Source organism: Sneathiella sp. P13V-1, from assembly GCF_015143595.1.
In the GTDB taxonomy this organism is placed as follows: domain Bacteria; phylum Pseudomonadota; class Alphaproteobacteria; order Sneathiellales; family Sneathiellaceae; genus Sneathiella.
In genome coordinates this window covers 1,237,955-1,260,438 of sequence record NZ_WYEU01000001.1, presented here as the reverse complement: position 1 = coordinate 1,260,438, position 22,484 = coordinate 1,237,955, and the positions used below count along the sequence as shown (strand labels likewise).

The 22,484-nt window shown below is 45.9% G+C and carries 18 protein-coding genes; 8 read left to right on the top strand and 10 right to left on the bottom strand.

Going from position 1 to position 22,484, the window contains the following annotated elements:
* Positions 1-54 precede the first annotated feature (54 nt).
* Positions 55-1,458, top strand: a complete 1,404-nt coding sequence (locus GUA87_RS06035; RefSeq protein WP_193715593.1) for an oligosaccharide flippase family protein — start codon at positions 55-57, stop codon at positions 1,456-1,458.
* Entirely contained in the window at positions 1,455-2,780 is a 1,326-nt protein-coding gene (locus tag GUA87_RS06030) for a polysaccharide pyruvyl transferase family protein (RefSeq protein WP_193715592.1), read from the top strand. Before GUA87_RS06035 ends, GUA87_RS06030 begins: the two co-directional genes overlap by 4 nt.
* Here the strand turns inward: GUA87_RS06030 and GUA87_RS06025 are convergent, their stop codons facing one another.
* Both GUA87_RS06025 and GUA87_RS06020 read right to left on the bottom strand, forming a co-directional pair.
* A complete protein-coding gene (locus GUA87_RS06025) occupies positions 2,781-3,281 on the bottom strand; it encodes an acyltransferase (RefSeq protein WP_193715591.1) in 501 nt (166 codons plus the stop codon). It lies immediately after the preceding gene.
* Between the two features lie 33 nt (positions 3,282-3,314).
* Positions 3,315-9,299, bottom strand: a complete 5,985-nt coding sequence (locus tag GUA87_RS06020; RefSeq protein WP_193715590.1) for a VCBS domain-containing protein — start codon at positions 9,297-9,299, stop codon at positions 3,315-3,317.
* Positions 9,300-9,860: 561 nt separating this feature from the next.
* Here GUA87_RS06020 and GUA87_RS06015 point away from each other — a divergent pair.
* Positions 9,861-10,505: a hypothetical protein gene (locus tag GUA87_RS06015; protein WP_193715589.1), complete on the top strand. Its 645-nt coding sequence runs from the start codon at positions 9,861-9,863 to the stop codon at positions 10,503-10,505.
* A 46-nt stretch (positions 10,506-10,551) separates the two neighbouring features.
* On the opposite strand, the gene GUA87_RS06010 is transcribed toward GUA87_RS06015, so the two are convergent.
* Both GUA87_RS06010 and GUA87_RS06005 read right to left on the bottom strand, forming a co-directional pair.
* Complete coding sequence (locus GUA87_RS06010; RefSeq protein ID WP_193715588.1) at positions 10,552-11,412, bottom strand: crotonase/enoyl-CoA hydratase family protein; 861 nt, start codon at positions 11,410-11,412, stop codon at positions 10,552-10,554.
* Between the two features lie 120 nt (positions 11,413-11,532).
* The gene (locus tag GUA87_RS06005; protein WP_193715587.1) at positions 11,533-12,219 is read right to left on the bottom strand and encodes a VPLPA-CTERM sorting domain-containing protein; all 687 of its coding nucleotides are present in this window, start codon (positions 12,217-12,219) and stop codon (positions 11,533-11,535) included.
* A 420-nt stretch (positions 12,220-12,639) separates the two neighbouring features.
* On the opposite strand from GUA87_RS06005, the gene GUA87_RS06000 reads away from it, so the two are divergent.
* Positions 12,640-12,978: a DOPA 4,5-dioxygenase family protein gene (locus GUA87_RS06000; protein ID WP_321575879.1), complete on the top strand. Its 339-nt coding sequence runs from the start codon at positions 12,640-12,642 to the stop codon at positions 12,976-12,978.
* Positions 12,979-13,021: 43 nt separating this feature from the next.
* The gene (locus GUA87_RS05995; RefSeq protein WP_193715586.1) at positions 13,022-15,073 is read left to right on the top strand and encodes a TPR end-of-group domain-containing protein; all 2,052 of its coding nucleotides are present in this window, start codon (positions 13,022-13,024) and stop codon (positions 15,071-15,073) included.
* A 2-nt stretch (positions 15,074-15,075) separates the two neighbouring features.
* Here GUA87_RS05995 and GUA87_RS05990 read toward each other — a convergent pair whose 3' ends face one another.
* Both GUA87_RS05990 and GUA87_RS05985 read right to left on the bottom strand, forming a co-directional pair.
* Positions 15,076-15,402, bottom strand: coding sequence for a GcrA family cell cycle regulator (locus GUA87_RS05990; protein WP_193715585.1), 327 nt, complete (start codon positions 15,400-15,402; stop codon positions 15,076-15,078).
* A 119-nt stretch (positions 15,403-15,521) separates the two neighbouring features.
* Entirely contained in the window at positions 15,522-16,238 is a 717-nt protein-coding gene (locus GUA87_RS05985; RefSeq protein WP_193715584.1) for a hypothetical protein, read from the bottom strand.
* A gap of 139 nt (positions 16,239-16,377) precedes the next feature.
* Between GUA87_RS05985 and GUA87_RS05980 the strand changes: the two genes are divergently transcribed.
* Positions 16,378-17,139: an SDR family oxidoreductase gene (locus GUA87_RS05980; protein WP_193715583.1), complete on the top strand. Its 762-nt coding sequence runs from the start codon at positions 16,378-16,380 to the stop codon at positions 17,137-17,139.
* Positions 17,140-17,170: 31 nt separating this feature from the next.
* The gene (locus GUA87_RS05975; RefSeq protein ID WP_321575878.1) at positions 17,171-17,899 is read left to right on the top strand and encodes a glutamine amidotransferase-related protein; all 729 of its coding nucleotides are present in this window, start codon (positions 17,171-17,173) and stop codon (positions 17,897-17,899) included.
* On the opposite strand, the gene GUA87_RS05970 is transcribed toward GUA87_RS05975, so the two are convergent.
* From GUA87_RS05970 to GUA87_RS05960, 3 genes are all read right to left on the bottom strand, one after another.
* The gene (locus GUA87_RS05970; RefSeq protein ID WP_193715581.1) at positions 17,896-19,080 is read right to left on the bottom strand and encodes a CaiB/BaiF CoA transferase family protein; all 1,185 of its coding nucleotides are present in this window, start codon (positions 19,078-19,080) and stop codon (positions 17,896-17,898) included. The genes GUA87_RS05975 and GUA87_RS05970 overlap by 4 nt on opposite strands.
* A 171-nt stretch (positions 19,081-19,251) precedes the next feature.
* Positions 19,252-19,743, bottom strand: a complete 492-nt coding sequence (locus tag GUA87_RS18325; protein WP_193715580.1) for a cold-shock protein — start codon at positions 19,741-19,743, stop codon at positions 19,252-19,254.
* Between the two features lie 429 nt (positions 19,744-20,172).
* On the bottom strand, positions 20,173-20,700 hold the full coding sequence (locus GUA87_RS05960) for a peroxiredoxin-like family protein (protein WP_321575877.1): 528 nt from the start codon (positions 20,698-20,700) through the stop codon (positions 20,173-20,175).
* Between the two features lie 161 nt (positions 20,701-20,861).
* Between GUA87_RS05960 and cobT the strand changes: the two genes are divergently transcribed.
* On the top strand, positions 20,862-21,875 hold the full coding sequence (cobT, locus tag GUA87_RS05955) for a nicotinate-nucleotide--dimethylbenzimidazole phosphoribosyltransferase (RefSeq protein ID WP_193715579.1): 1,014 nt from the start codon (positions 20,862-20,864) through the stop codon (positions 21,873-21,875).
* Here cobT and GUA87_RS05950 read toward each other — a convergent pair.
* Positions 21,872-22,468, bottom strand: a complete 597-nt coding sequence (locus GUA87_RS05950; RefSeq protein WP_227711769.1) for a histidine phosphatase family protein — start codon at positions 22,466-22,468, stop codon at positions 21,872-21,874. The genes cobT and GUA87_RS05950 overlap by 4 nt on opposite strands.
* Between the last annotated feature and the right edge of the window lie 16 nt (positions 22,469-22,484).

The following is a 22,484-nucleotide window of genomic DNA, read 5'->3' as shown; positions in this document are numbered from 1 at the left end:
TAACCTCTGATTACTTAATAGTTTCCTTTTCTTCTACTGGCTAGGCGTAAAAATTTGTCCCTATTCCTAAAAGGCGGATTTACACTCGCTTTCGGCAATACCTTAAGTTCAATGTTCGGATTCTTCCGGAATGTGCTGACGGCTCGCCTGCTTGGTGTTGAAGACTACGGAGCCGCATCTATCTTTGCACTCATTATAGCAATAATTGAATTGGCTTCTGATATTGGACTTGATCGTTACATCATCCAGAAAAAAGGAGTGTTTGAGAGCAAATTCTTATCGACTGTACATTCTGTGAGCTTGGCAAAAGGAGTGGCAAGCGCAGTTTTGATAATAGTTACAGTGCCTCTATGGGCGCACCTTATGAATATGATAGAATATTCGACGGGTCTGTATTTGCTCGCTTGCATTCCAATAGCGAGAAGTCTCGTCCACCATCAAATCTTCTTCCAACAAAAGCAAATGAAGTTTGTTCCGGTGGTGATTTGTGGACTTGCATCTCAATTGATAGCTATCCCAGTACTATATCTCTCTTTTGTGTATTCTGCTGACTATAAGTCCGTTATTGTTGCCTCCATTAGCCAAGCTTTTGTTTTCGCCATCACTTCGCACATTGTATCAAATCAACGATATTCTGTGGTTCCCCAAAAATCTACTTTGACCGAGATATGGAATTTTGGTTGGCCTTTGATACTAAATGGTATGCTTTTTTGCCTCATTGTTAACGGAGACAAACTGCTTATAAGTAGCTTTTTTTCTTTAGAAGAGTTTGGCAGGTTTAGCGCACCTTTTGGAATTGTTTTTCTGGGTTGCTCAATCCTTATCAGTGTAGTGCAGCCCTTATTCTTGTCTGTCACCTCCAACTCAATGTCACAAGAAGCAGACACGAATAATACACTTCCCCTAACCACCAACTTTCACTATCTAATATCTGTTTCTCTGCTCATCGGTTCCGTTTTACTCTTAACCGATATAACTGTTCTTTTTTATGGGAACGATTTTACTGTTAGCAACACACTCATATTTTCGATCTGCATCTATCAATCTTTACGCGTTATTCGAGCAAACTATAACACTATATTTCTAGGTTTAGGCTTGTCAAAACTCACCCTCTACATGGCAGTAGTACGGCTCAGCGGTTTAGTAATAGGCTTACCAGCGGTTATGATAACCGGCAAACTGGAAACAATTATTGTATCCTCCTGCGCCGGAGAAGTTTTATCGATACTTTACGGAAAAATTGTTTTCCACCGACTTGCAAATCGAAGCACCTCTTTCTTTCAGCAGACCTTCAACCCATTAATCTACATAGTGTTTTCTCTGCTTACCTATTTTGCTTTCAACATGATTGATGAATTTGGGTACAGACTATTGTCAGTAGTAATATTGCTCTGTTTTTCATTGGCAATTTACGCAACAACAATAAAACACCTACCAAGGCTTGGAACTAAAAAATGAAAAGCAAATTGATAGAATCTAGTTTTACAGTAGGTATAGCCGGAACGTTTGACGTAAACAACTATGGCGATTGCTTGTTTCCTGTAATTTACAGAGAATTACTGTCCAGATTCCACCCCAATACAGTAATTAAGTATTACTCCCCAACCGGAGAGTTAGCGGAAATTGTAAAACTGGATAGTATCACCTCTTTACCCGATACGCGGGAAAAAGCAGCTTCAGCTTTCCATGATTTAGATGCGTACATTCTTGCGGGAGGGGAAACGCTTTCTATAGGTCACGGTCTGGGCACTTACATACTCCCTAAAGAAACATTCAGTCATAGTCTTAGACTCTGGTTAGCTCCGCTAATTTCTCTTTCCGAAAAAAGCCGCCCTCACATTTCTTTTCATTGCGTCGGAGCACAAGCGATGCCGGAAAAGATCCAATCAAACATTGGACATATGTTAAGCCGATGCTCTTACATTTCAGTTCGTGACATTCACTCAAGAATTAAACTGGAAAAAGCAAACTGCCATTCTGATCTTGCCGCCGACCCTGTTCTATTAAGTTCAGATCTATGGTCCGCTGAATATTGGCAGAAAACAGCTGACAATTGTTTACCTTTGGAACTAAAGGGTAAAAAATATCTGTTAGCCCAGATTTCTCTTCCATACCTGCAAAACGATCTTAGTGAATGGTGCGACGAGATTGGGAAAATTGCACGTAAATTAGATGCCGAAATACTACTACTTCCCATTTGCCTCTTCCTACACGACCTCATCGTTCTGAAATCAGCAAAGAAGATACTAAAGCAGAAAGGAATAAACGCATTCATTGTTGAAAAAAAACTCGATGTTCTCCAAACCACCTCATTATTTGAAGGATGCGCGGGATATGTTGGCTCGAGCCTTCACGGAGGGGTTGTCGCACTGTCATTCGCAAAGCCGTTTGCTCTTCTAGGAAAAGGAGCAAAGGGAAAACACAATAGTGTCATGGAAGCCCTGAGAATCCCGAATATCACAGCATATAACATAAGCGAAATCAGCAACCATTTCGACAATTGCATTAAACAGAATATGCACGAGCTAAGCGATAAAGCAAAGCAAAGGGCTTTAAACGATTTTCATCAACTGATTACAAAGTTACGATCTCCCACCCCGAACAGGAGCAGCGAAATCGATATCACTAAGTTGGTTGAAGAAATATGCAAACTAGACAGATCAGAAATAGAAGGTGTAACCAATTCTCTAAAGCGATTTTTGTTTAAATTTACTAAAAACACACAATCACTCGGAGGAATATATTTTTATCTATTAAACAAGTTTAGAAAGCAAATTTGATCAGACGATCTCACCTTCTGCTATCAGTCGATGTGTTGTTTCGTCGGCTGTATCCAATTTGCCATATCTACCAGTTTTAATGTTTCTTGAAATTATTTTGGCGGGATTTCCTGCAATTATGCAGTTATCTGGCACTGATTTTGTCACTATTGCGCCAGAACCTACAATACATCCATCACCAATTGTCACATTTGGCATTATCATGCTTCTGCCACCAATAAAGCAGTTTTTACCTATTCTCGTATGTGCATAAAGCCCTCGGGTCAAATCATGGCACAATATTCTAGCCTCGAAAGCAATATAAGAATACTCGCCTATATGCACCCCTGCGGGATATGTTGTGTCAAATTTCGCACTTAATGAAAGCTCGCACGTCGGATGTATATCCATCTTCCATAGTTTTGTTAGATACGCCCTCTTTGCCCCAACCAGTAGCTTTCTAAGATAAGACAATCGGTTCAAACTCAACTTAAAGGAACGTGGTCTGTTTTTCTTAGGCATTTTTCCTCAGCCCAGTTGATGCAACTAAACAAATTAGAAAATGAACGATTCTGAATTCAAGTCTGATGATTGAACCCCAAGCATTTCAACCTCGAAATCAATTTTCGTATCACCATCCAGATCAACTTGTAGCATATTTGTTTGGTCATCAAATCTAATTTCGCCAGATCCTTCTGAGAAATTCATGTGCTCCCATAGATCCTGATCATCAATATCGGTCGTTCTTTCTAGCAGAGTTGCTTGCTCCGAAAGATCCAACGCACGATCTACGAATGAAACATCTGCAACCTGACCATCCAGTTCGCTTCCATATTGTTTAGCACCTGCAAAAACTGGCTGATCAACATCAGCAAACAAATCGTACTTTGTGGCATCTCCTGCGAAGACAGATGTTCCATCAAAAACAATCTCTAGCTGATCTCCGTTGACTACAATTTGAGTATCATGCCACTCTCCAGGAGACATCACCCCATTGACAGTTATGTAATCCATTCCGCCAGATTGGTTTCGAAGGGCAATGAAGAGATACTCGTTCTTTGTAACGATACCAAAATGGCCTTCCTTCCACAGAATAGTCTGGGAAGTCGTCTTGAGTTCATTGACAAAATAGGTTGCACTAATCGTAAACTCACTACCATTTGAGGTTAGGTCAGGGACTTCTACCTCTGTGCCACCACTCGGATATTGATTTGAGGCGATATCGAACCACTCTTCTGCAGTTTTAGTAGAAAAATCAACAGCGTTGAACTCACTGCTCCCGACATATTCAAGTGGGATATCGGCAAGTCCTTCAAAACTAACCTTATCCATACTGGCATTAAAATCGGCAATGGTATCTGAAGAAATTCCACCATCATCTATTTTCTCAAAAAGGAACGTATCAGCGCCTTCACCGCCAAACAGGATATCACGCCCTGCACCGCCAACTAGTAGATCATCTCCAGCTTCACCGTAGAGCGTATCGTCCCCTCTAAAACCAAAAATTGTGTCATTTGTATCTTCACCGAATACAACATCACTTAGTCCAGAGCCGATATGCTCAAGGTCTGAATTAACGAAAATATCAACATCTGCACCGGAAGCGATACTTCCAAATGTATCAAAAAGAGACGGATCCATAGAGGCTTTTTCGAGAGATCCTACAAAAATATCTTCATATTTTTCCGATCCATAGAGGCCGTCTTTCGTGGCAATAATATTATTATCAACAGTTAATTCTGTGATTCCTTCTGTTACCAGCTTGCTTGTTATATTTCCTTCAATAGTGACATCGTTTCCTTCGAGAACACGAATGGCAACTAGTTGAGAAGTATCTGTCTGGGATATCACTGTATTGTTAAGGATATCAAAGCCTTCAACATTCATTACAGTGATTCCATGATAATGCTCTTGATAAATCAAATTATTCTCAATAAGGAAATTCTTGTAAGGCATATTTCCAAGCTGATCTCGCATGAATATACTTTCAGTAAATCCACCTTCAGATTGATACATTTGATTATCACGAATAATCACGTTCTCAGAGGATTCGGTCGATCCTGTAGTCCAGAATTGGATGTAATCCGGATGAACTCCTTCTGCCGGATAAAATTCATGGAACAGATTCTTTTCAATGAGAAGATCTTTAACCTGTACAAAGTTAAATCCGTCCATTGTATTTGAATGTACATTATTTTCTGTTATGTCGGCTCTGGTTACCCCATTAAAAATGGCACCACGCTCAAGATATCTCAGCTCATTTCCAGAAAACTCCACATCCGTCGTATTTTGATAGAAAACACCTGCGAAATGAGCGTAGTCAATTGATGGATCCCCTTGAATAAGGGAATTTGTTATCTCAATGTTACTTCCGCCATCAATTAGCATCAGATATTTGTCCATATAAACTGGGGGAACATCTAGCGGTCTGACTTCCACGTTATCTATGGTCAAATTATGTGAATTACTGATTACAAACTGTGTAAATGTTGGTGGATTTGCATCATCAAAAGCTGAGATAGTAACCTGCTGAGCTGGTGCCAGGTTCATTATGTCAACCCGCCCATATTCACCAGGCATCAACTGGATCTCTTCTCCGCCCTCAGCGTTTTTAAGTGCAGCCAAAAGCTCCTCAGAAGTGGAAACGATAATTACGTCACCTGTTCCGGGATCCACCGGTTCATCCTGACCAGTCACAGCAATATTAATCTGATGCGCCGTACCGTCGAGAGCGTGAACGGTTAGCGTATCTGTTGCAACATCGCCGGTATTAAGCGCCTGCATATTAGCGCCATTGTTGGCTGTGTAGGTCCAGTTACCTACTGCATCGATTTCAACGGAGCCGTAAGCGCCAACCACTGTCCCCGCTTCAAAGGCCGCTTCACCTTGGTCCGCGTCTGTAATATCCAGCTTACCATTTGCAGTGAGGTTGCCATCTTCCTCAACCAGACCAGTGCTGCTGCCTGTAATAACGGCGGCATCATTTGCGCCTTCCAGACTGATGGCAATCACATGTGTGCTGCCATCTGCGGTTTGAACTGTTAGATTTTCAACAGCAACATCGCCCGCACCCAGTGACTGCAAAGAGGCATTATTAGCTTCATAAGTCCAATTGCCCAATGCATCAATGGCAAGTGCACCGTAAACACCTGTGACTGTGCCTGCAACAAAGCTGCTTTCGCCGCTATCCTTGTCGGTAACATCAAGTTTGCCGGATGCGCTCACAACGGCATCTTCTGTAATAGTGCCCGTATCAACTCCACTGATCACAGCTTCGCTGTCGCTTCCTGTCACTGTAATAGTGATGGTTTTAATGGTTCCGTCAACGGATCTTACCTGCACATCATCCGTCACCACATCGCCAGCACCCAAGGCTTCAAGGGCTGCATTACCAGAAGCGTCATAGGTCCAGTTACCCGCCGCATCAATAGTCAACACGCCAAATGTACCGTTCACAGTGCCTGCAACAAAGGCACTTTCACCCGCATCCAGATCTACAATATCCAGCTTACCAGCAGCCGTAAGGGGGCCGTCTTCTCCGATATTTCCGGTCGCAATGCCCGTGATAACCGGAACATCATCGGTGCCTTCCAACGTAATGGTAATCGTGTGGCTTGTTCCGCCGACAGTTAGTACCTGCACAGTATCGGTGAGTGTTTCGCCGGCACCCAAAGCGGACAAAGCTGTACTTTCATTTGCCTGATAGATCCAGTTACCCGCGGCATCAATCACAAGGGTGCCAAGATCACCGTCAATTGTGTCGGCGACAAACGCACTTTGTCCTGCATCTTCATCCGTCACATCCAGCTTACCGGAAACCGTTGGCGTGCCATCATCCACAACCAAACCAGTATCCACACCGGTAATAACTGCTTCGCTATCACTACCAGAGACAGTGATCGTAATGACCTGCTCAGTCCCATCAAGTGAACGAACTGTAATGGCTTCTGCTACAGAATCAGAAGCGGACAACGCCTGCAACGCTTCGGTTTCTGTTGCGCTATAGCTCCAGTTACCTTCGGCATCGATAACAAGGGTGCCATATGTCCCGCTCAAAGCTGCGGCTTCAAACGCACCTTCACCAGTATCCACATCACTGACATTCAGTTTACCGGATGTTGTCAGTGGACCATCTTCAGCAACTGATCCCACCGCGACGCCAGAGATAACAGCCGTATCATTAGTGCCTTCCATGGTCATGGTAAGGGTGTGGGCGGTGCCATCCAGACTTTCAACCGTAAAGGTTTCTGTTGCAATCTCACCCGCCGCCAATGCCTGTACTGCGGCCGTTGTCGCCGCGGTATAGGTCCAGTTACCGGCCGCATCAATGACAAGATTACCATAAGTCCCACCAGTGGAACCCGCGACAAACGCGGCTTCACCAGCGTCTACATCCGCAATATCCAGCTTCCCTGACGCGGATAAGTCTCCATCTTCAACAAGCTGAGCACTGCTGCTTCCCGTAATCTCGGCAGCATCGTTACTGCCGCGAAGTTCAATGGAAATCTGGTGTGAAGCGCCGCCCAGTGTTTCAACAGTAAGCGTTTCAACTGCAACATCACCTTCAGACATGGCTTCAACAGCTGCCTGATTAACGATGCTGTAAGACCAATTGCCCGCAGCATCAATGCTGAGAACCCCGTAATTCCCTTCAACAGAGCTGGCAACAAAGCTGCTCTCGCCAGCGTCCGCGTCCACAACATCCAATTTTCCTGAGGCGTGACGCGCACCATCTTCTTCGATCACACCGGTATCAACACCAGAGATAACAGCCTGACTATCAGAGCCTGTCACGTTGATTGCAATGAGCTGGCTAGTCCCATCGACGGTTTTAACAGTAATGGCATCAATGGCATTTTCACCGGCACCAAGCGCCGCTAGTTCTGCATTTCCGGAAGCATTGTAAGACCAATTGCCATCCGCATCGATGACAAGCGTGCCGTAAACACCATCGACGGCAGCGGCGACAAATGCGCTTTCACCTGCATCAACATCTGCGATATCCAATTTACCGGACGTTGAAAGTGGACCTTCTTCAGCAACAGATCCACTGGCGACACCAGTGATAACAGGAACATCATTGCTGCCTTCAAAGGTCACAGTAATGGTGTGCTCTGTCCCATCTACAGATGTAATGGTGACAGTATCTGTGGCTGTATCGCCTTCACCAAGAGATTGAAGAGACGCGCTGTCTGGCACAAAGGTCCAGTTGCCGTCTGCGTCCAGCACAAGTTGACCGTGAGCCGCTGCATATGTTCCCGCAGCAAACAATGCCTCTCCTGCGTCCGCATCTTCGATTGAAAGCTTACCGGAAACAGCCAGATCATCTTCGGCCATAAAGACTGTATCTTCACCACCAATGACGGCTGCTGTATTTTCAGAAGGAACCTCGTATTTCGGCGCGAGATTTCCATCATCCAGCGCATACATGCGATCATACAGGCTCAAACTGGAATCAACGTCCAGTGCTTCGCTGTGAATGGAAACATCAGCGATATCACCTTGAAGTTCATTACCCCATTGATTTCCACCCGCTGTCACTCCGTAATTCGTGCCAACACCAAGTTCGATCCAATTGGCACTTTTTGTCAGCAGCAAATCACCGTCCAGGAAGATATTCAGTGCATTGGCTGCTTTATCCACGGTTACCTGAACATCGTGCCAACCGGTTTCTTCAAAGGCGTCTCGAATACGTGTGCGGATCTGTTTGCCGTTTTCATCCCGGAAGCGAACAAATAAATCGTCGCGATATACATACACTGCATATTGACCCTGACTATGAACCAGCATCTGCTTGCCACCGGACAACGTATCCAATGAGAAAGTTGCGCTAATTGTCAGGTCATCCAGATTAAACAGGGAAGGATCATTACCAAGGCTGACCGTTCCATCACCGAACTCGACAGCAGCTTCAGCCAACAGTTCTTCTTGGGTTTTAGGCTCGGTTGTAGGTGTCGTATCTGGCGCTGCAACTTCAATTTTGGATGCTGTATCGGTCTCATCCAGCGTCATCATACGTTCGACCAATGACTGCGACGGATCAATTTCCTCCGCTGTATCCAAAATAGACACATCGGCCACTTCACCATCCAACATATCCCCCCAAAGGGTACCACCCGCGGTCACATCCCAATAACTTGGTTCTGAAATATCAACATCACTTGTGATCGTTGAATAAACCTCTTCACCATCAACATACAGCTTCAGAGCGTCAGACGTATCATCATAGACAACCTGAATATCGTGCCATCCCGTTGCATCAAAAGCATTTGGAACTGTGTAATAGTTTAAATTTCCATCGGCACCCCGAAGCGCCACTTGAAGATCATCATTATTAACAACAATGCCATACTGTGTGTGGTTCCACAGCACACGTTGATTGCCGCCTGACAGGCTATTCAGATTAAGCGTGACACTTAATGTAAAGCTGTTCATTCCGAAAAGGTTCGCACTACGGCCGAGATTTACGACTCCATTACCGAAATCCTGACTAGCTTGGTTAAGAAAGTCCTGTTCAGTCTGAGAAAGCGTTACACTCATTTTCTTGTCGTCTCCCGTATCCGATGTCGGCAAAACCGCACGGAAATGAATCGATGATCAAAATCTGATGCAAAAACTACAGAAGACAAGTTGATGATTTCTTACCCATAGAGAGAAATTCCAGTATATTTTTTCTACATTTATCGAGAATTTTATATAAAATTGTATCTTTCAAAGTAAATGTAAGTATTTAATTCTATATTGTAAGATATAATTATTTATTATTTATTTATACTTATTTAATTATAAATTATAATTACTTATAAAATGATTTTTTATTAATGTTTTTGTCAATATACACAGATAAATATTTTCGCATTTCAAAATTATCGATTTCATTTTCCTTATGATACTTGGCTCACGTATTCATTACTTCACCCCCCACGGAATGGGTTTAAGAAAAAAAATCCAAAAAACGCAAATTAATTGAAAATTAACCATATTTTTTTCTCATTTTTCCCCTCTGTCGCACAAATGAGGGATGCATATCCCCAATTCGCAACCTATACACGTTCAAGCATTGAGTACGAGTACACACATCAACAATTGAAGAGTCGCGTAATGATGAAGTTGATTAAAGCAGCGTTTGTGGGTCTGGCACTCATGGTATTGCCAACAGCTGCAGCGCAATCAGCCACTTTGTCATTGGTCGGGGGAACGTCAAATGTAACTCTCCCTGCTAATTTCAGTGGTAATCCTCAGCTGGCCTTAACAGGCCTGCAGGCAGGTGTTGATCAGGTAACGGTTTTCAACAGCAGCAACGCTGCAAATGAAGGCCTCGCCCTATCTGGTCCAGCAACCATTCGTTTCGATTACCTTGGCACAGAAGCGGGTTACACAAACAAAGCTATCGAACTGGAAGGTTTTGGTGTTCTGTTTAACAACAAAACATCCACTCCAGGTCAAAGCGTAACGGTAACTCTCTCTCCAAACGCAAATGGTCTATTGCCATTTAAGTTCAGCACATCCGGCGGTGGAAACCCTGCGGATGCGGAAAACGGCAATATTACAAATCCACTTGCAATCGCCTTTACAGACATCGTGAATAACTCTGTTATCGCACTGTTTGGCGATGGTGCTGGCGATCAGGACTATGACGATATGGCAATCCGTATCTCTGTTGTTCCGTTGCCACCAGCCCTGGTTCTGTTTGGTGCCGCGCTGTTTGGCCTTGGCTGGCTGGGCAAACGCAAAAAAGCTGCATAATTTGATTATTCAGTAAGTGAAAAGGGGCCTTTGAAGGCCCCTTTTTTTATTTGAACTCCGGCTCATCCCACCAAGGATAATATTCCGGCATATCTTCTGACACTTTCATAGAGAACTCTGCGGGGCGTTTTTCAAGGAAGGATTGCACCCCTTCTGCCACATCCGCACTTTGCCCCATATAAGAAATGCCGCGGCTATCAACTTTGTGTGCCTCCATAGGGTGATCCGCCCCTAACATTTTCCACATCATTTGACGCGCGAGCGCTACTGACACGGCAGATGTTTGCTCTGCATAACTAAGGGCAATTGCACGGGCAGCTTCCAGCAAGTCTTCTTCTGCATGAATAGATTTCACCAACCCGCCCGCTTTCGCTTCTTCAGCCGAGAATACGCGCCCTGAATACACCCAATCCAACGCCTGCGAAATACCAACAACACGCGGAAGGAACCAGCTACTGCACGCTTCTGGTACAATTCCGCGCTTCGAGAACACAAAACCAAACCGCGCCTTTTCTGAGGCGATGCGGATATCCATAGGCAATGTCATAGTAGCACCAATGCCCACCGCGGCACCATTGATCGCGCCAATTACCGGCTTCTTGCAATTAAACATGCGTAACGTCACCTGACCGCCGCCATCACGGTTTATGGCTTTTTTTTCTTTCAGACCTCGTTTTTCGTAGTTGAAAGTATCTTTACCCGCCCCCAAATCAGCGCCCGCACAAAATGCTTTCCCATGCCCTGTTATGATAATGGCCCGCACCTCATCATCGTTGTCTGCTTGATCGAAAGCATCAATCAACTCATCCCGCATGACATGAGTAAAAGCGTTCATGCGATCCGGGCGGTAGAGGGTAATTGTCAGAATAGGTCCCTCTTTTTGGTATGTGATTTCTGAGTAGGACATTCTTGTTCCTTATTCTTTGTTATCCTTAACCCAAGTTTGCATTAGATACACCTAAGTGACAACGCATAAAAAACGGCGCTATGAAAGTAGCGCCGTTTCCAAGTTAGTTTTTTAGAAGATTTAGGCAGCCGCCGCTTTCTGTTTTCTACGCCAGCCGATAAAACCGAGCAGCGCCATACCAGCACCGTAAAGCGGAAGAGCCGCAGGCAGCGGAACAGCTGTTACTACACGGATCCAGTCACCTGGCTGTGTCAGGTACATGCTGACGCTCAAAGTGTATGGATCGATAATCTGATAAGTGTCGTCACCTTCCATACCACGTGCACTGAAAATCGGGTCACCCGGTGTAACAGAAGGATAAGTCACGTCATCATGCCCGAGAATTCCGGTGGATTTACCTTCTAAAACACCGTTGCGATCCGACATCACACCCAAAATCTTATGGCTGAATGTCCAGATAACATTGGTATGGGTGTTAAGAGCGGTTGATTGTGAGTTCTGGTTGAAGAAGATCATGTGGCTGGCTACGCTTGTTCCAGCCGCGATAGACCCGCCATCAACATCCAAAGCACTTGTCAGAAACACATTCTGTTGCTCATCAAATCCCTGCTGACCGCGATTTTCAACTGTTCCGTTCAGAACAGAGAAAGGTGTCGTGGATGGATCCAGAATTTCCGCCTGAGCGCCAAGTGAACTTGTGTTATTGCTCACACCTACGATCGCTGCACTTGATATGGAAGCACTCATAACTGTTGCAGCAGTGGCGGCGGCCAATACTGCGATGCCTCTTTTAAGCATGATTTTCATGTCCAATTTCCCTAGTTGTAAAACAGGAATGTCGCCACACCCCCTTATACCTCTGCACTCGCGTTCGATTGCCCCTTTAGAAGGTTAACAAACCATTAATATATTATTTTCCCCTTATACATACATGTCAACGCACGAAGCGCAGGAGCCACTGTTCAAGAGGTTTTTTTTGCTGTTTTCTCCAAAGCCGTGTGCCTGCGCAACACTCAGGTGTGAACAGCAAGGGAAATTAACCATATCTATTAACAACTATGACTTGCCAGGTGATTACCTGACCGAATCACTCAAAATATGAGAGATGGGCCGCCTTACTTGAAGATTTTCTTATATCTTGCAAATAAAGTCTCTTGATTAAAGAGATTTTCGCGATACGTTTTAAACGGGCGCAGTATAATTTGTTTTGTTAGAGAGTATTAAGTCGTGTCTAAACCAATTTCGGTTATCAAGGGCTACCACGCCCATATCTACTTTACCGAAACGAACAAGGAAACAGCCCTGAAAGTTCGTGAGGAGTTAGGTCAGAAATTCGCGGTTAAACTGGGTCGTGTACATGACCAGTCTGTCGGCCCACATACAGCTTCAATGTACTTGGTGATGTTTGGAATTGGTGAATTCAACAAACTGGTCCCCTGGTTGATGCTCAACCGTTCGGGTCTCTCCATCTTGGTTCACCCTGAGACAGGCAATGACATTGATGACCATAGTCACCACGCAATGTGGCTGGGGGAAAAACTGGACCTTGACCTAGAGAAACTGTAGAGAATTTAGGGAGACGTTTTTTCAACCGAAACCGGATCCCTAAATGAGACATCAACATAAGAAACTTGCCGTAACCCTTTGCCTGATGGTTGCGGCTGTTCCGCTTGTTTTCTCTCCTCAGATATCTCACGGCCAGGAACAACAGCACCTGTCCCCTCAGCAGTTGTTCGCCATGCCATCTGCAAACGACAGGGTTAGAAGCGTGATTTCAGCTCTCTCCCGCCGACAAATTGACGGGGCCCTGAAATCACTTGAAAAAATTACGGCAACTTACCCATGGCATATGGATAGTCAGTATCTATACGCATCTGTTTTAGCAGTGAAAGGCCATAAAGAAGAGGCATTGGATGCCCTGCAAATGGCTATTGATAACGGTTTTGATAATCGGCAAATTCTGTTTAAAGACGCCAATCTGGCAAATATCCAGAAAGAACCACGTTTTCAGAAGATGGTGGAAGCGCTTCTGAATAAAACAGAAAGCAAGAATAAAGCTGAAGCCGCAACTCAAACGGTCCCCAAAACGGTGAGCAGTCAACAGGCAATGGTCGACGGCACGAACACACTCTGGGAACCTCGATTTGAAATGCTGTGGTCTCAGTTTGTTTTCAATGATCGCAAGGTGGCCCCCGCAACAGTCCAGTCGTTCAATGATCCCGCCGCAAAAAAACTAAACACTCTTTTTCAAAGGGGATTGGCCGCCGGGAATAATGGGGATCTCTATGATAACAGGGATCGCGACCATTCAAAATTGACGGAGAAGCAATATCCGCAACTGGCACATGTTCGCTATAGCCCCGTCGCGGCTAAACTTAATACGGACTACGGCTTTAACACCAGAATCCTGTTTGATGCACCGACACTTGGCAACTCTTCCACGGCCGTTACATCTGGCGCTTTCTGGCGCAGTCATTCACGTCTTGGTTACACGACACCCGGAGGCGCCCAAAAACTTTATCTTCAGCATGTGCGAAACCACCTATATGTATATCCAGCGGTAAAAGATTATTCAGATACAGAAGATCTGCTTCCGGCGAACACACCTTTTCTGATCACAACCATCGGAAAATCAGGCTCTGATAAACCCTATTTAAGAGCCGTCGCCAGTATCCTTGCCGCGTTTAAACCTGAAGTGAAGGAAAGGCTAGCCAAGGACGGGCAGCTCATGAGCGCGGTTCAGATGATTTTGCGCAAAAATCTGAAAACCGTTAAAAAACCTGAACATTACTTCAGCACAAAAGCCCATCCGATTGCTTTTGCAGCCGACCAATTGCAGCTTGAGAAAATGATCGAACATGCAAACGGTTTGAACATGGGGGATTATCCAGGCCTTCCTTTGTTAAAGGTAAATTCAGAGAATAAACCCATTGCCGGGATTGATAATTTCGTGGGTCAAATGCCGGAACCCTTATTTACAACGCCCTCTTCTCTTTCCCGGGTGATCCGAAGCAGTGCGTTTGAAAAAACGATCAATATTGAAACGACTGCATCCCGCTCTGATCAAAAAGGGGATGTGACTTTTAGATGGGTGATATTACGCGGAAATCCAGAGAAGATATCCATCAATAGTGAAGACGATGGCGCCAAGGCAGAAATCAAGGTTCAGTGGCACACCCGGAAAGATCTGACCATTAAAGGCCACTATTCAGGGCGGGTTGAGATTGCCGTTTTCGCTGATAATGGCAAGGAAGTATCTGCGCCAGCGATTTTAAACTTCTATTACCCGCCGTATCAGGAACGGGTATATGACCCGAGCGGCAATTTGCTCTCAATTGATCATAGAGAACCTGCCGGGAGCTACAGCGACCCCCAGCTCTTTGTTAAACGGGATTGGAAAGACAGCTTCAGATATGATGAGAAAAACCGCCTGATCGGCTGGACCCGCGTCTCCGGAGATGAGAAAACCGAGTTCACATACCACGGCGCGAAAATCATCAGTAAAGACAATCTGGGGCGAGCCTTAAAAGCTGAGCAGATCGGTCTGCTATATAATAGAGACAAAAAAGGCCGGATGGTCATTGAAGGAGAACCACTCGGCCGTTATCTGAATTACCAATATCAAAACGAGAAAGACCTGAGAGGCTTTCTCATAAATTGATGCTAGCTGTTATCGCGTGACTGGTAAGCCATATTGCAGTGTTTCAGGCAGTAAGGCTTACCAGGAACAGATTCATCTTCACAGAAATGAAACCCAGCCTCTCCCGGATGACCAATTGGCCACTGGCAGGCTTTGTGAGCGGGCACCTTTTTCTTCTTCTGCTTTGGTGCGGCCGTAGTGGAGGATTTGTTGGAAAGACCAAGACGGTTTGCCTTACCGATCACCGCATTTCTGGTCACGCCCCCCAGTTCTTCTGCGATCTCGGCTGCTGTTTTACCGGAACCCCACAGCTTTTTCAGGGTTTCAATACGCTCTTCCGTCCAGCTCATCCTTTGCCTCTTTCAAGCATTTGCCGTGTCTCATACCAAAATTACCGCAACCCCGAAGCTGCGGCCGAGTTCATGGTATAACTTTCGTTGACCTTGCTGTCCATCATTAACCGCTTAAATCAGCGGTTATCCATGCCTCTTTTGTGGCGGACCCAAACGGATGCAAGATAGATTAAAAACCCAATCGCCACATACAATTCCTGAGTTTCACTGACACCAATATTGAACGGGTAAGGAATATTGTGGGTTCCAATGATCCGATCGGGCAATTTAATAATACCTACCACCAGGGACACAGGAAGGCACACCCAGGCTGGCCAAAAATATGACTGCCATTGGTTTACTTTATAGATGATCTTTTTGCGGCGGCGATATATTGGGAAAATGACGCCTGCAAATATCGCAGACAACTCAACAATCAGGCGTGGTTTTTGGTCAAACCAAGACGACATATTGTGAAAATTTGTCTCCCCCTGATCATTCCTCTCGCCGAACCATTCAGGTGTTTCCCAGCCAAACCAATGCTGCCCCCAACTCGCTTCTTCCCCTGCGAAATATACACAGGCAAGACCAAGCAATGCGTACCAGCAACTGAGCCAGCGGGCAGGTAGTTTTTTATGATCAAGAACGAGCCTCACGGCGAAATATATAGCAGGAAACAGAATAATAACCGTTAGGTTTTCGTACCATCCCCCTTCTCCGGCCAGCAATGCCCTTGCCAGTTCCGGCGAATATCCTCTGACCGCAATCTGAAACCCTACAAATAAAGGGGCTGGCAGAATCCAGATCCACCAAGGCAATTCATATTTCTGGGTACTGCTATTGATGTGATCCACGGACAAATAACCTTTCTAAGGGATGACAGCGTATCCTTTTACCCTCATATTGTCTCTGATCCAACCATCACAATAAATGGATAACAAAAAAACATAATGACAGTACCAAAAGGTACCAATAATAAAAACGGAGAGAATAATGGGACGCGTAGACGGGAAAGTAGCATTGGTGACCGGTGCCGGTAGTGGATTGGGCCGCGCCATTTCCATCCTTCTTGCAAAGGAGGGCGCAAAAGTGGTTGCCACGGACATCAATGTTGAAGGCGTAGAGGAAACAGTCAAACTCATTGGTGACAATGCTATTGCTCTTAAGCAGGATGTAACAAGCGAGGAAGGCTGGCAAGAAGTTCTTCGCCAGACAAAAGAAACATTCGGTGGCCTGAATATTCTGGTGAATAATGCCGGCATTGGTGATGGATCTGATGTAGAAAGCACGGATTTCGACACCTGGAAACGGGTTCATTCCATCGATCTCGATAGTGTGTTTCTTGGGTGTAAGTATGCCATTTCCTATATGGAAGAAACCGAAGGACTCGGGTCTATTGTTAACATTTCTTCTATCGCCGGTATCATTGCGGGACACAATATGGCTGCCTACAACTCTGCGAAAGCGGGTGTTCGGCATTTAAGCAAATCTGTTGCGCTTCATTGCGCTAAGAAGAAAAATGGCATTCGCAGCAACTCCGTCCACCCCACATTTGTACGCACCCCTATTCTGGAGGCCATGTTCGCAAAGGTAGGTCCGGAAAATGGGGAAGCCAAATTGGCGCGCCAAATCCCCATTGGGCATCTGGGGGAACCTAATGACATTGCCTATGGTGTGTTATATCTGGCGTCTGACGAATCCCGCTTTATGACGGGGGCGGAGTTGGTGCTGGATGGCGGCATTAGCGCAATGTAAGCTAAGTCAAGATGGATGAGTGGAGAGTAAAGTGCCCAACAAGAAGATATTACTGATATTGCATCAGGCGGGATCCGATCCGGGACGCGTAGGCGAAGTTTTGCGCACTCTTGGCTATCAACTGGATATTCGCATACCTGCAATAGGGCACTCTCTCCCTCATGATGTTCGCGAACATGCAGGTGCGGTTATCTTTGGTGGCCCTATGAGCGCTAATGATGATCATGAGAGTTTCATCAGGGATGAAGCCAAATATGTGGAAAGGGTATTAAGGGAAGAAGTTCCTTTCTTTGGTATTTGCCTCGGCGCCCAGATCATGGCTCGTGTCCTGGGGGCGGGTGTCAATCTCCACCCTGAGGGACAGATGGAAATCGGCTATCACCTCGTCCAACCAACGGATCAGGGGGCCGACTATTTCGCCCGAGATCTGCATGCCTATCAATGGCACAAGGAAGGGTTTGATTTACCAAGAGGCAGTGTATTACTCGCTCGCGGCGCGGCTTTTCCCAATCAGGCCTATCGCTATGGAAAAACAGCCTACGGTATCCAGTTTCATCCGGAAGTCACCGAAGCAATGAGCCGAAAATGGCTTCGAAAAGCGGCACATATGCTCGTCGAGCCGGGCGCCCAATCCGCTGAAGAACAGCTTGCTGATCGCTTCAAACATGACGGTGAAATGGATAAATGGTGCCGAAACTTCCTGTCCCATTGGACGTCCTTGACCCAACAGGAACAGGAAGCGCATTTGCCGGTGCGTTAAACGACCCGCTTTTCTCTTAGTTCAGCAACTTCTTCTGCTGAATATCCAAGCTCCTGCATCAACTCGTCAGTATGTTCACCAAGCGTTGGCGCCCGGTGCTTGACTGAGATATCTGCCTTGGACATTTTCACAGGGAAATCCACAATAGGTGCTTTCCCTTCAAGTCCCGGATATTCCATTTCATTAATCAGGCCCATGGCCGCAAGATGTGGGTCATCTCTCAGCTCCTGTGGAGAATAAACTGGACCACATGGCAATCGAGCCGCTTCCAATTCTGCGATCGCTTCACTATTGGTTCTCTCCGCACACCATTTGCCCATACGTTCTGAAAGGATCTGACCATGATCTCCGCGGTCTTGATCGCTATCAAAGCGTGGATCTTCAAGCCAGTGATCTTCTCCCATCAGCTTGGCCCAACGCTCAAATAAAGGCCGCCCGATTACCTGAACCAAGATCCATCCGTCTTTAGTTTTATATGTATCTGAAGGGCCGCCATTCTGCCCCCGGTTTGCCGTCCCAACACGATCGAGTTTCAAAAGATCCTGCTCAATCATGGTAACGCTGGCAATGAGGGCGGAGGAGCCAAACAGAGAGCCCGTGACAATCTGCCCTTCTCCCGTTTTCTGACGATGAATAATTGCCGCGAGCGTACCAATACACCCTGCCATGGCTGTCGAGAAATCCACCCATGGTGCCGCCAGTTTACGAGGGCCATTTTCATCGCCTGACATATACATGGCGCCCGACATCGCCTGACCAATACCGTCAAATCCAACACGGTTTTTATACGGGCCTTTGTCTCCAAAAGCTGATTGGTGCGTCAGGATAATGTCTTCTTTGATGGCTTTCAGGCTTTCATAATCAAGCCCCATCGCAGCTAACGTCTCTTGCGGCAGGTTAGCGACCACAACATCTGCGGTTTTCACCAGTCGTTTCACCACTTCTCGGCCTTCCGGCTTCATTGGATTAAGGGTAAGGCCTTTCTTTCCATGTCCAATCTGCATGAACATGCCACCATCACCACTTTCAATCACTGGTGTCGTGAAACGATCTTCACTACCGTCCAGCTTCTCAATACGGATAACTTCAGCCCCGAGCTGCCCCAGAATGGTGGCACAGTAAGGTCCAGCTATATAACGGCCGAAATCGAGAACGCGAATCCCCTCCAGGATGCCTGACATTGATCTTCTCCTCATTTTTGTTTTTGTTTTTATAAAGGCGACGCTTCCATCTCCATTGACATTAGGGTGCCTTCCAACGTCTGGATTTGCAAGATTTCAGTAGCTTTAGACACAAAAAAACCTGCCACAAGAATGACAGGTTTAATGCAACACATCAATTCGCGTCTGTTTTTAAAGCAGCTCAACACCTTCAGCCAATGGGCCTTTTTCACCACTTTTCACGTTCAAACGAACCCGTTGTGCAGTCTCCAGCATTCCCAACCCTGAACGCTCCAACGCTTTCATGTGAACAAAGATATCGCGGCTTTCATCGTCAGGTGTAACGAAACCAAAGCCCTTTTCAGAATTAAAGAATTTAACAGTGCCTTCAATCAGTTCTGTATCCCCGTCCCTTTGATCAAGGACTGGCGCCGGGCCCAGTGTAACAATGCGCAATACCTGCTGCCCGCGGACACCAGCGGTTAAATCACAAACAATAGGCGCGCCTTCAGGCAAGCCTTGCAGACCTTCGCCTTGCAAAACAGAAATATGAACGAACGCATCTCCAGATCCGTCAGTTGGTTCTACAAAACCGAACCCCTTCGCTGTATTGAACCACTTAACCTTGCACTCTATGCCGTCACGTGTCTCCACAGTCGACTGTACAGCATTTTCCTCTTGCATATTGCCCAGTCCCCAACTTAGCAATCAACACTTTGGTGTTAATTCTTTCACCAGCCAACAAAATTGACCAGCATAAAATTCAGAACCCGTTCAAATCCCACAAAATAACCTCGCACTGGTTGGATTCGAATGGGTTACCCCTCACAATGTACTAGTTCTAAGATGTTGTATTTGAAACATCTTTTGTTACTTTTTTATTGCCGAAAGCGAATTTGGAATTTTCACAACAAAATGTGGCCCGGAAAGCATGAAAAGTTGAGATCAACCCTCATCCCGCGCCACTAAAGCATTGATCGTCGTTTGATTCGCTCCAAACAAACATAATACTTGTCTGAGCGATTTTCTATCACATCCCTTAATTGTGTTCTCGAGAAATTTCTGTGGCCCTCAATTCAACCAAAAAAGATGTAACAATTTTATCACAAACAATTAGCTGTAGGTTCCACGGATCGGATAGTTTTTCTCTCTAGCAAAAGTACTTCCACGCAAAATCATCGCAAGATCTGGCCTTGAGAAAGGTGCGTTGGATATGTCCACGATCTGCACATTTCCGTCTGGTCTGATCAAGAAAAGGCCAGGCTCAGGGAATGGCCTGTCTGTTTCTTCAGGAGACCTTGGATTGGAGATATACAGCCCAAGTTTTTCCATGACGGATATAGGCAAATCATAACCTATTGGTATTTCTAATGAACCTTTTGCAACTTGCGATTTTGCCTTTTCCAGTCCATCGCCGGAAATCGCAATAATATCGGTTTCTTGAATGAGAAAATCCTCTTTTAGCGATTGTAATTTCTCAAGATACTGGGCGCAAAGGGGGCAATGCAACCCACGATAGATTACAACCAGTTTCCAACGACCCTCATCATTAGAACCACCAACCTTAATTTCGCCTCCCTCAACCAGGGGGACTGTAAATTCCGGAAACGCCGCTCCGGCCTTGATTTTCTCCGAATACACTGCATCTTACTCCTTATTTGGAATGATCGTTCCATATAATATTGAAAAAACTGTAATGCGCAAGCTCAGGCTATTCAGCTTCTGTCACAAAGCTGTGATTGCCTTTCAAAAAACAGAAGATAAAATCAGCGCTCAATGTTGAATTTTGTGGATGTAGATTGATGACTTTGACCTCACTGGCGGATATACGCCAGAAACTTTCCAACCTTCCTTCCGCCGACATGAGCGCGACTGATAAAGCACTCGCACGTGATGCGGTACTCACTAAACCTGCTGGCTCTCTTGGGAAGTTGGAAGAAATTGCCGTCTGGGCGGCCGGGTGGCAACGTAGACATCCACCTGTTTTCAACAAACCACAAATAGCTGTTTTTGCGGGGAACCATGGCGTTTGTGCCAAAGGCGTTTCCGCCTTCCCACCTGAAGTCACCGTTCAGATGGTTGCCAATTTCGAAGCTGGCGGAGCCGCCATCAACCAACTGGCCAATCAGTATGGGGCTATTTTTTCAGTAACACCGCTTGATTTAGACACCCCGACAAAAGATTTCACAGAAGCTCCTGCGATGGACGAGCAGGAATTTGTCTCAGCCTTTAACAGTGGCTGGAATAAAGTCGCAGAGGAGGCTGATTTTCTGATCGTTGGGGAAATGGGTATTGGGAATACCACTGTAGCCGCCACCATATGCGCGGCTCTGCTAGAAGGTGGCGGCACAGAATGGGCCGGCCCCGGCACAGGTGTTTCACAAGAAGGCGTCAACCATAAAGCCACTGTCATTGATGAGGCTTTGGCAAAACATGCCGCCATTTTGGAGGATCCGCTTCAGGTGTTTCAACATCTGGGCGGAAGAGAGCTCGCAGCTATGGCCGGTGCCGTGCTGGCAGCTCGGTTCAAAAACATACCGGTAATTCTGGATGGATATGTCGCCTCCGCCGCCATGCTTCCGCTTTTCCTGGTCAACAATCAGTTCCTTGATCATTGTATTGTTGGTCACGCCTCTGCGGAGCCTGGCCATGTCAAATTGCTGAACCGTTTTGGCAAATCCCCAATTTTGTCTCTGGATATGAGACTAGGTGAAGGTTCCGGCGCCGCAGTTGCCCTCGGCATTGTCCAGAGCGCCATCGCGACACATACCGGAATGGCCAGCTTTGGCGAGGCTGGTGTTAGCGACAAAGATTAGGTCAGCGCGTCTGATCGGTTTACAAACCCAACATCAAATTCCAGTTGATCCGCCGTTCGGTAACATGACACCTGACTGACCGAAAGTGGATCAACTTTGAATTTCAAACTTGCCGAAAGCGGAACCGACAGAACCCCTGCCAATATGGTGCGGATGACACCGGCGTGACTAAACAGAACTATATTCTCATGGTCGGGTTGCTCTTCAAGAATGTTTCTTAGAAAACTCCATACCCTTTCTGAAACGTCTTGAAGGCTTTCCCCGCCCGGCAGTTTGGTTTCAACAGGTTTGTCCCAAAACTGCCAATAGAACTCGTCATCATGGTCTATGGCTTCATCATAGGTCATGCCCTGCCATTCTCCGAAATGCTGCTCTCTTAAGTTCTCGGATGAGATAACCCCAGTAAATCCGGCCCGCTCAGCGGTTTTAAGGCAACGTGACAAATCACTGCTATATACTGTCGCATCTTTCGGCAAATGGCTTTCCATGAATTCAAACGCTGAGGCATTGTCAAAGTTAGCATCAACATCCATCTGCCCATATATATAGGGAAGGTCCACCGGTGCATGGCGAACCATCCAAATCTGGGTCATCACAGGATTTCTCTCT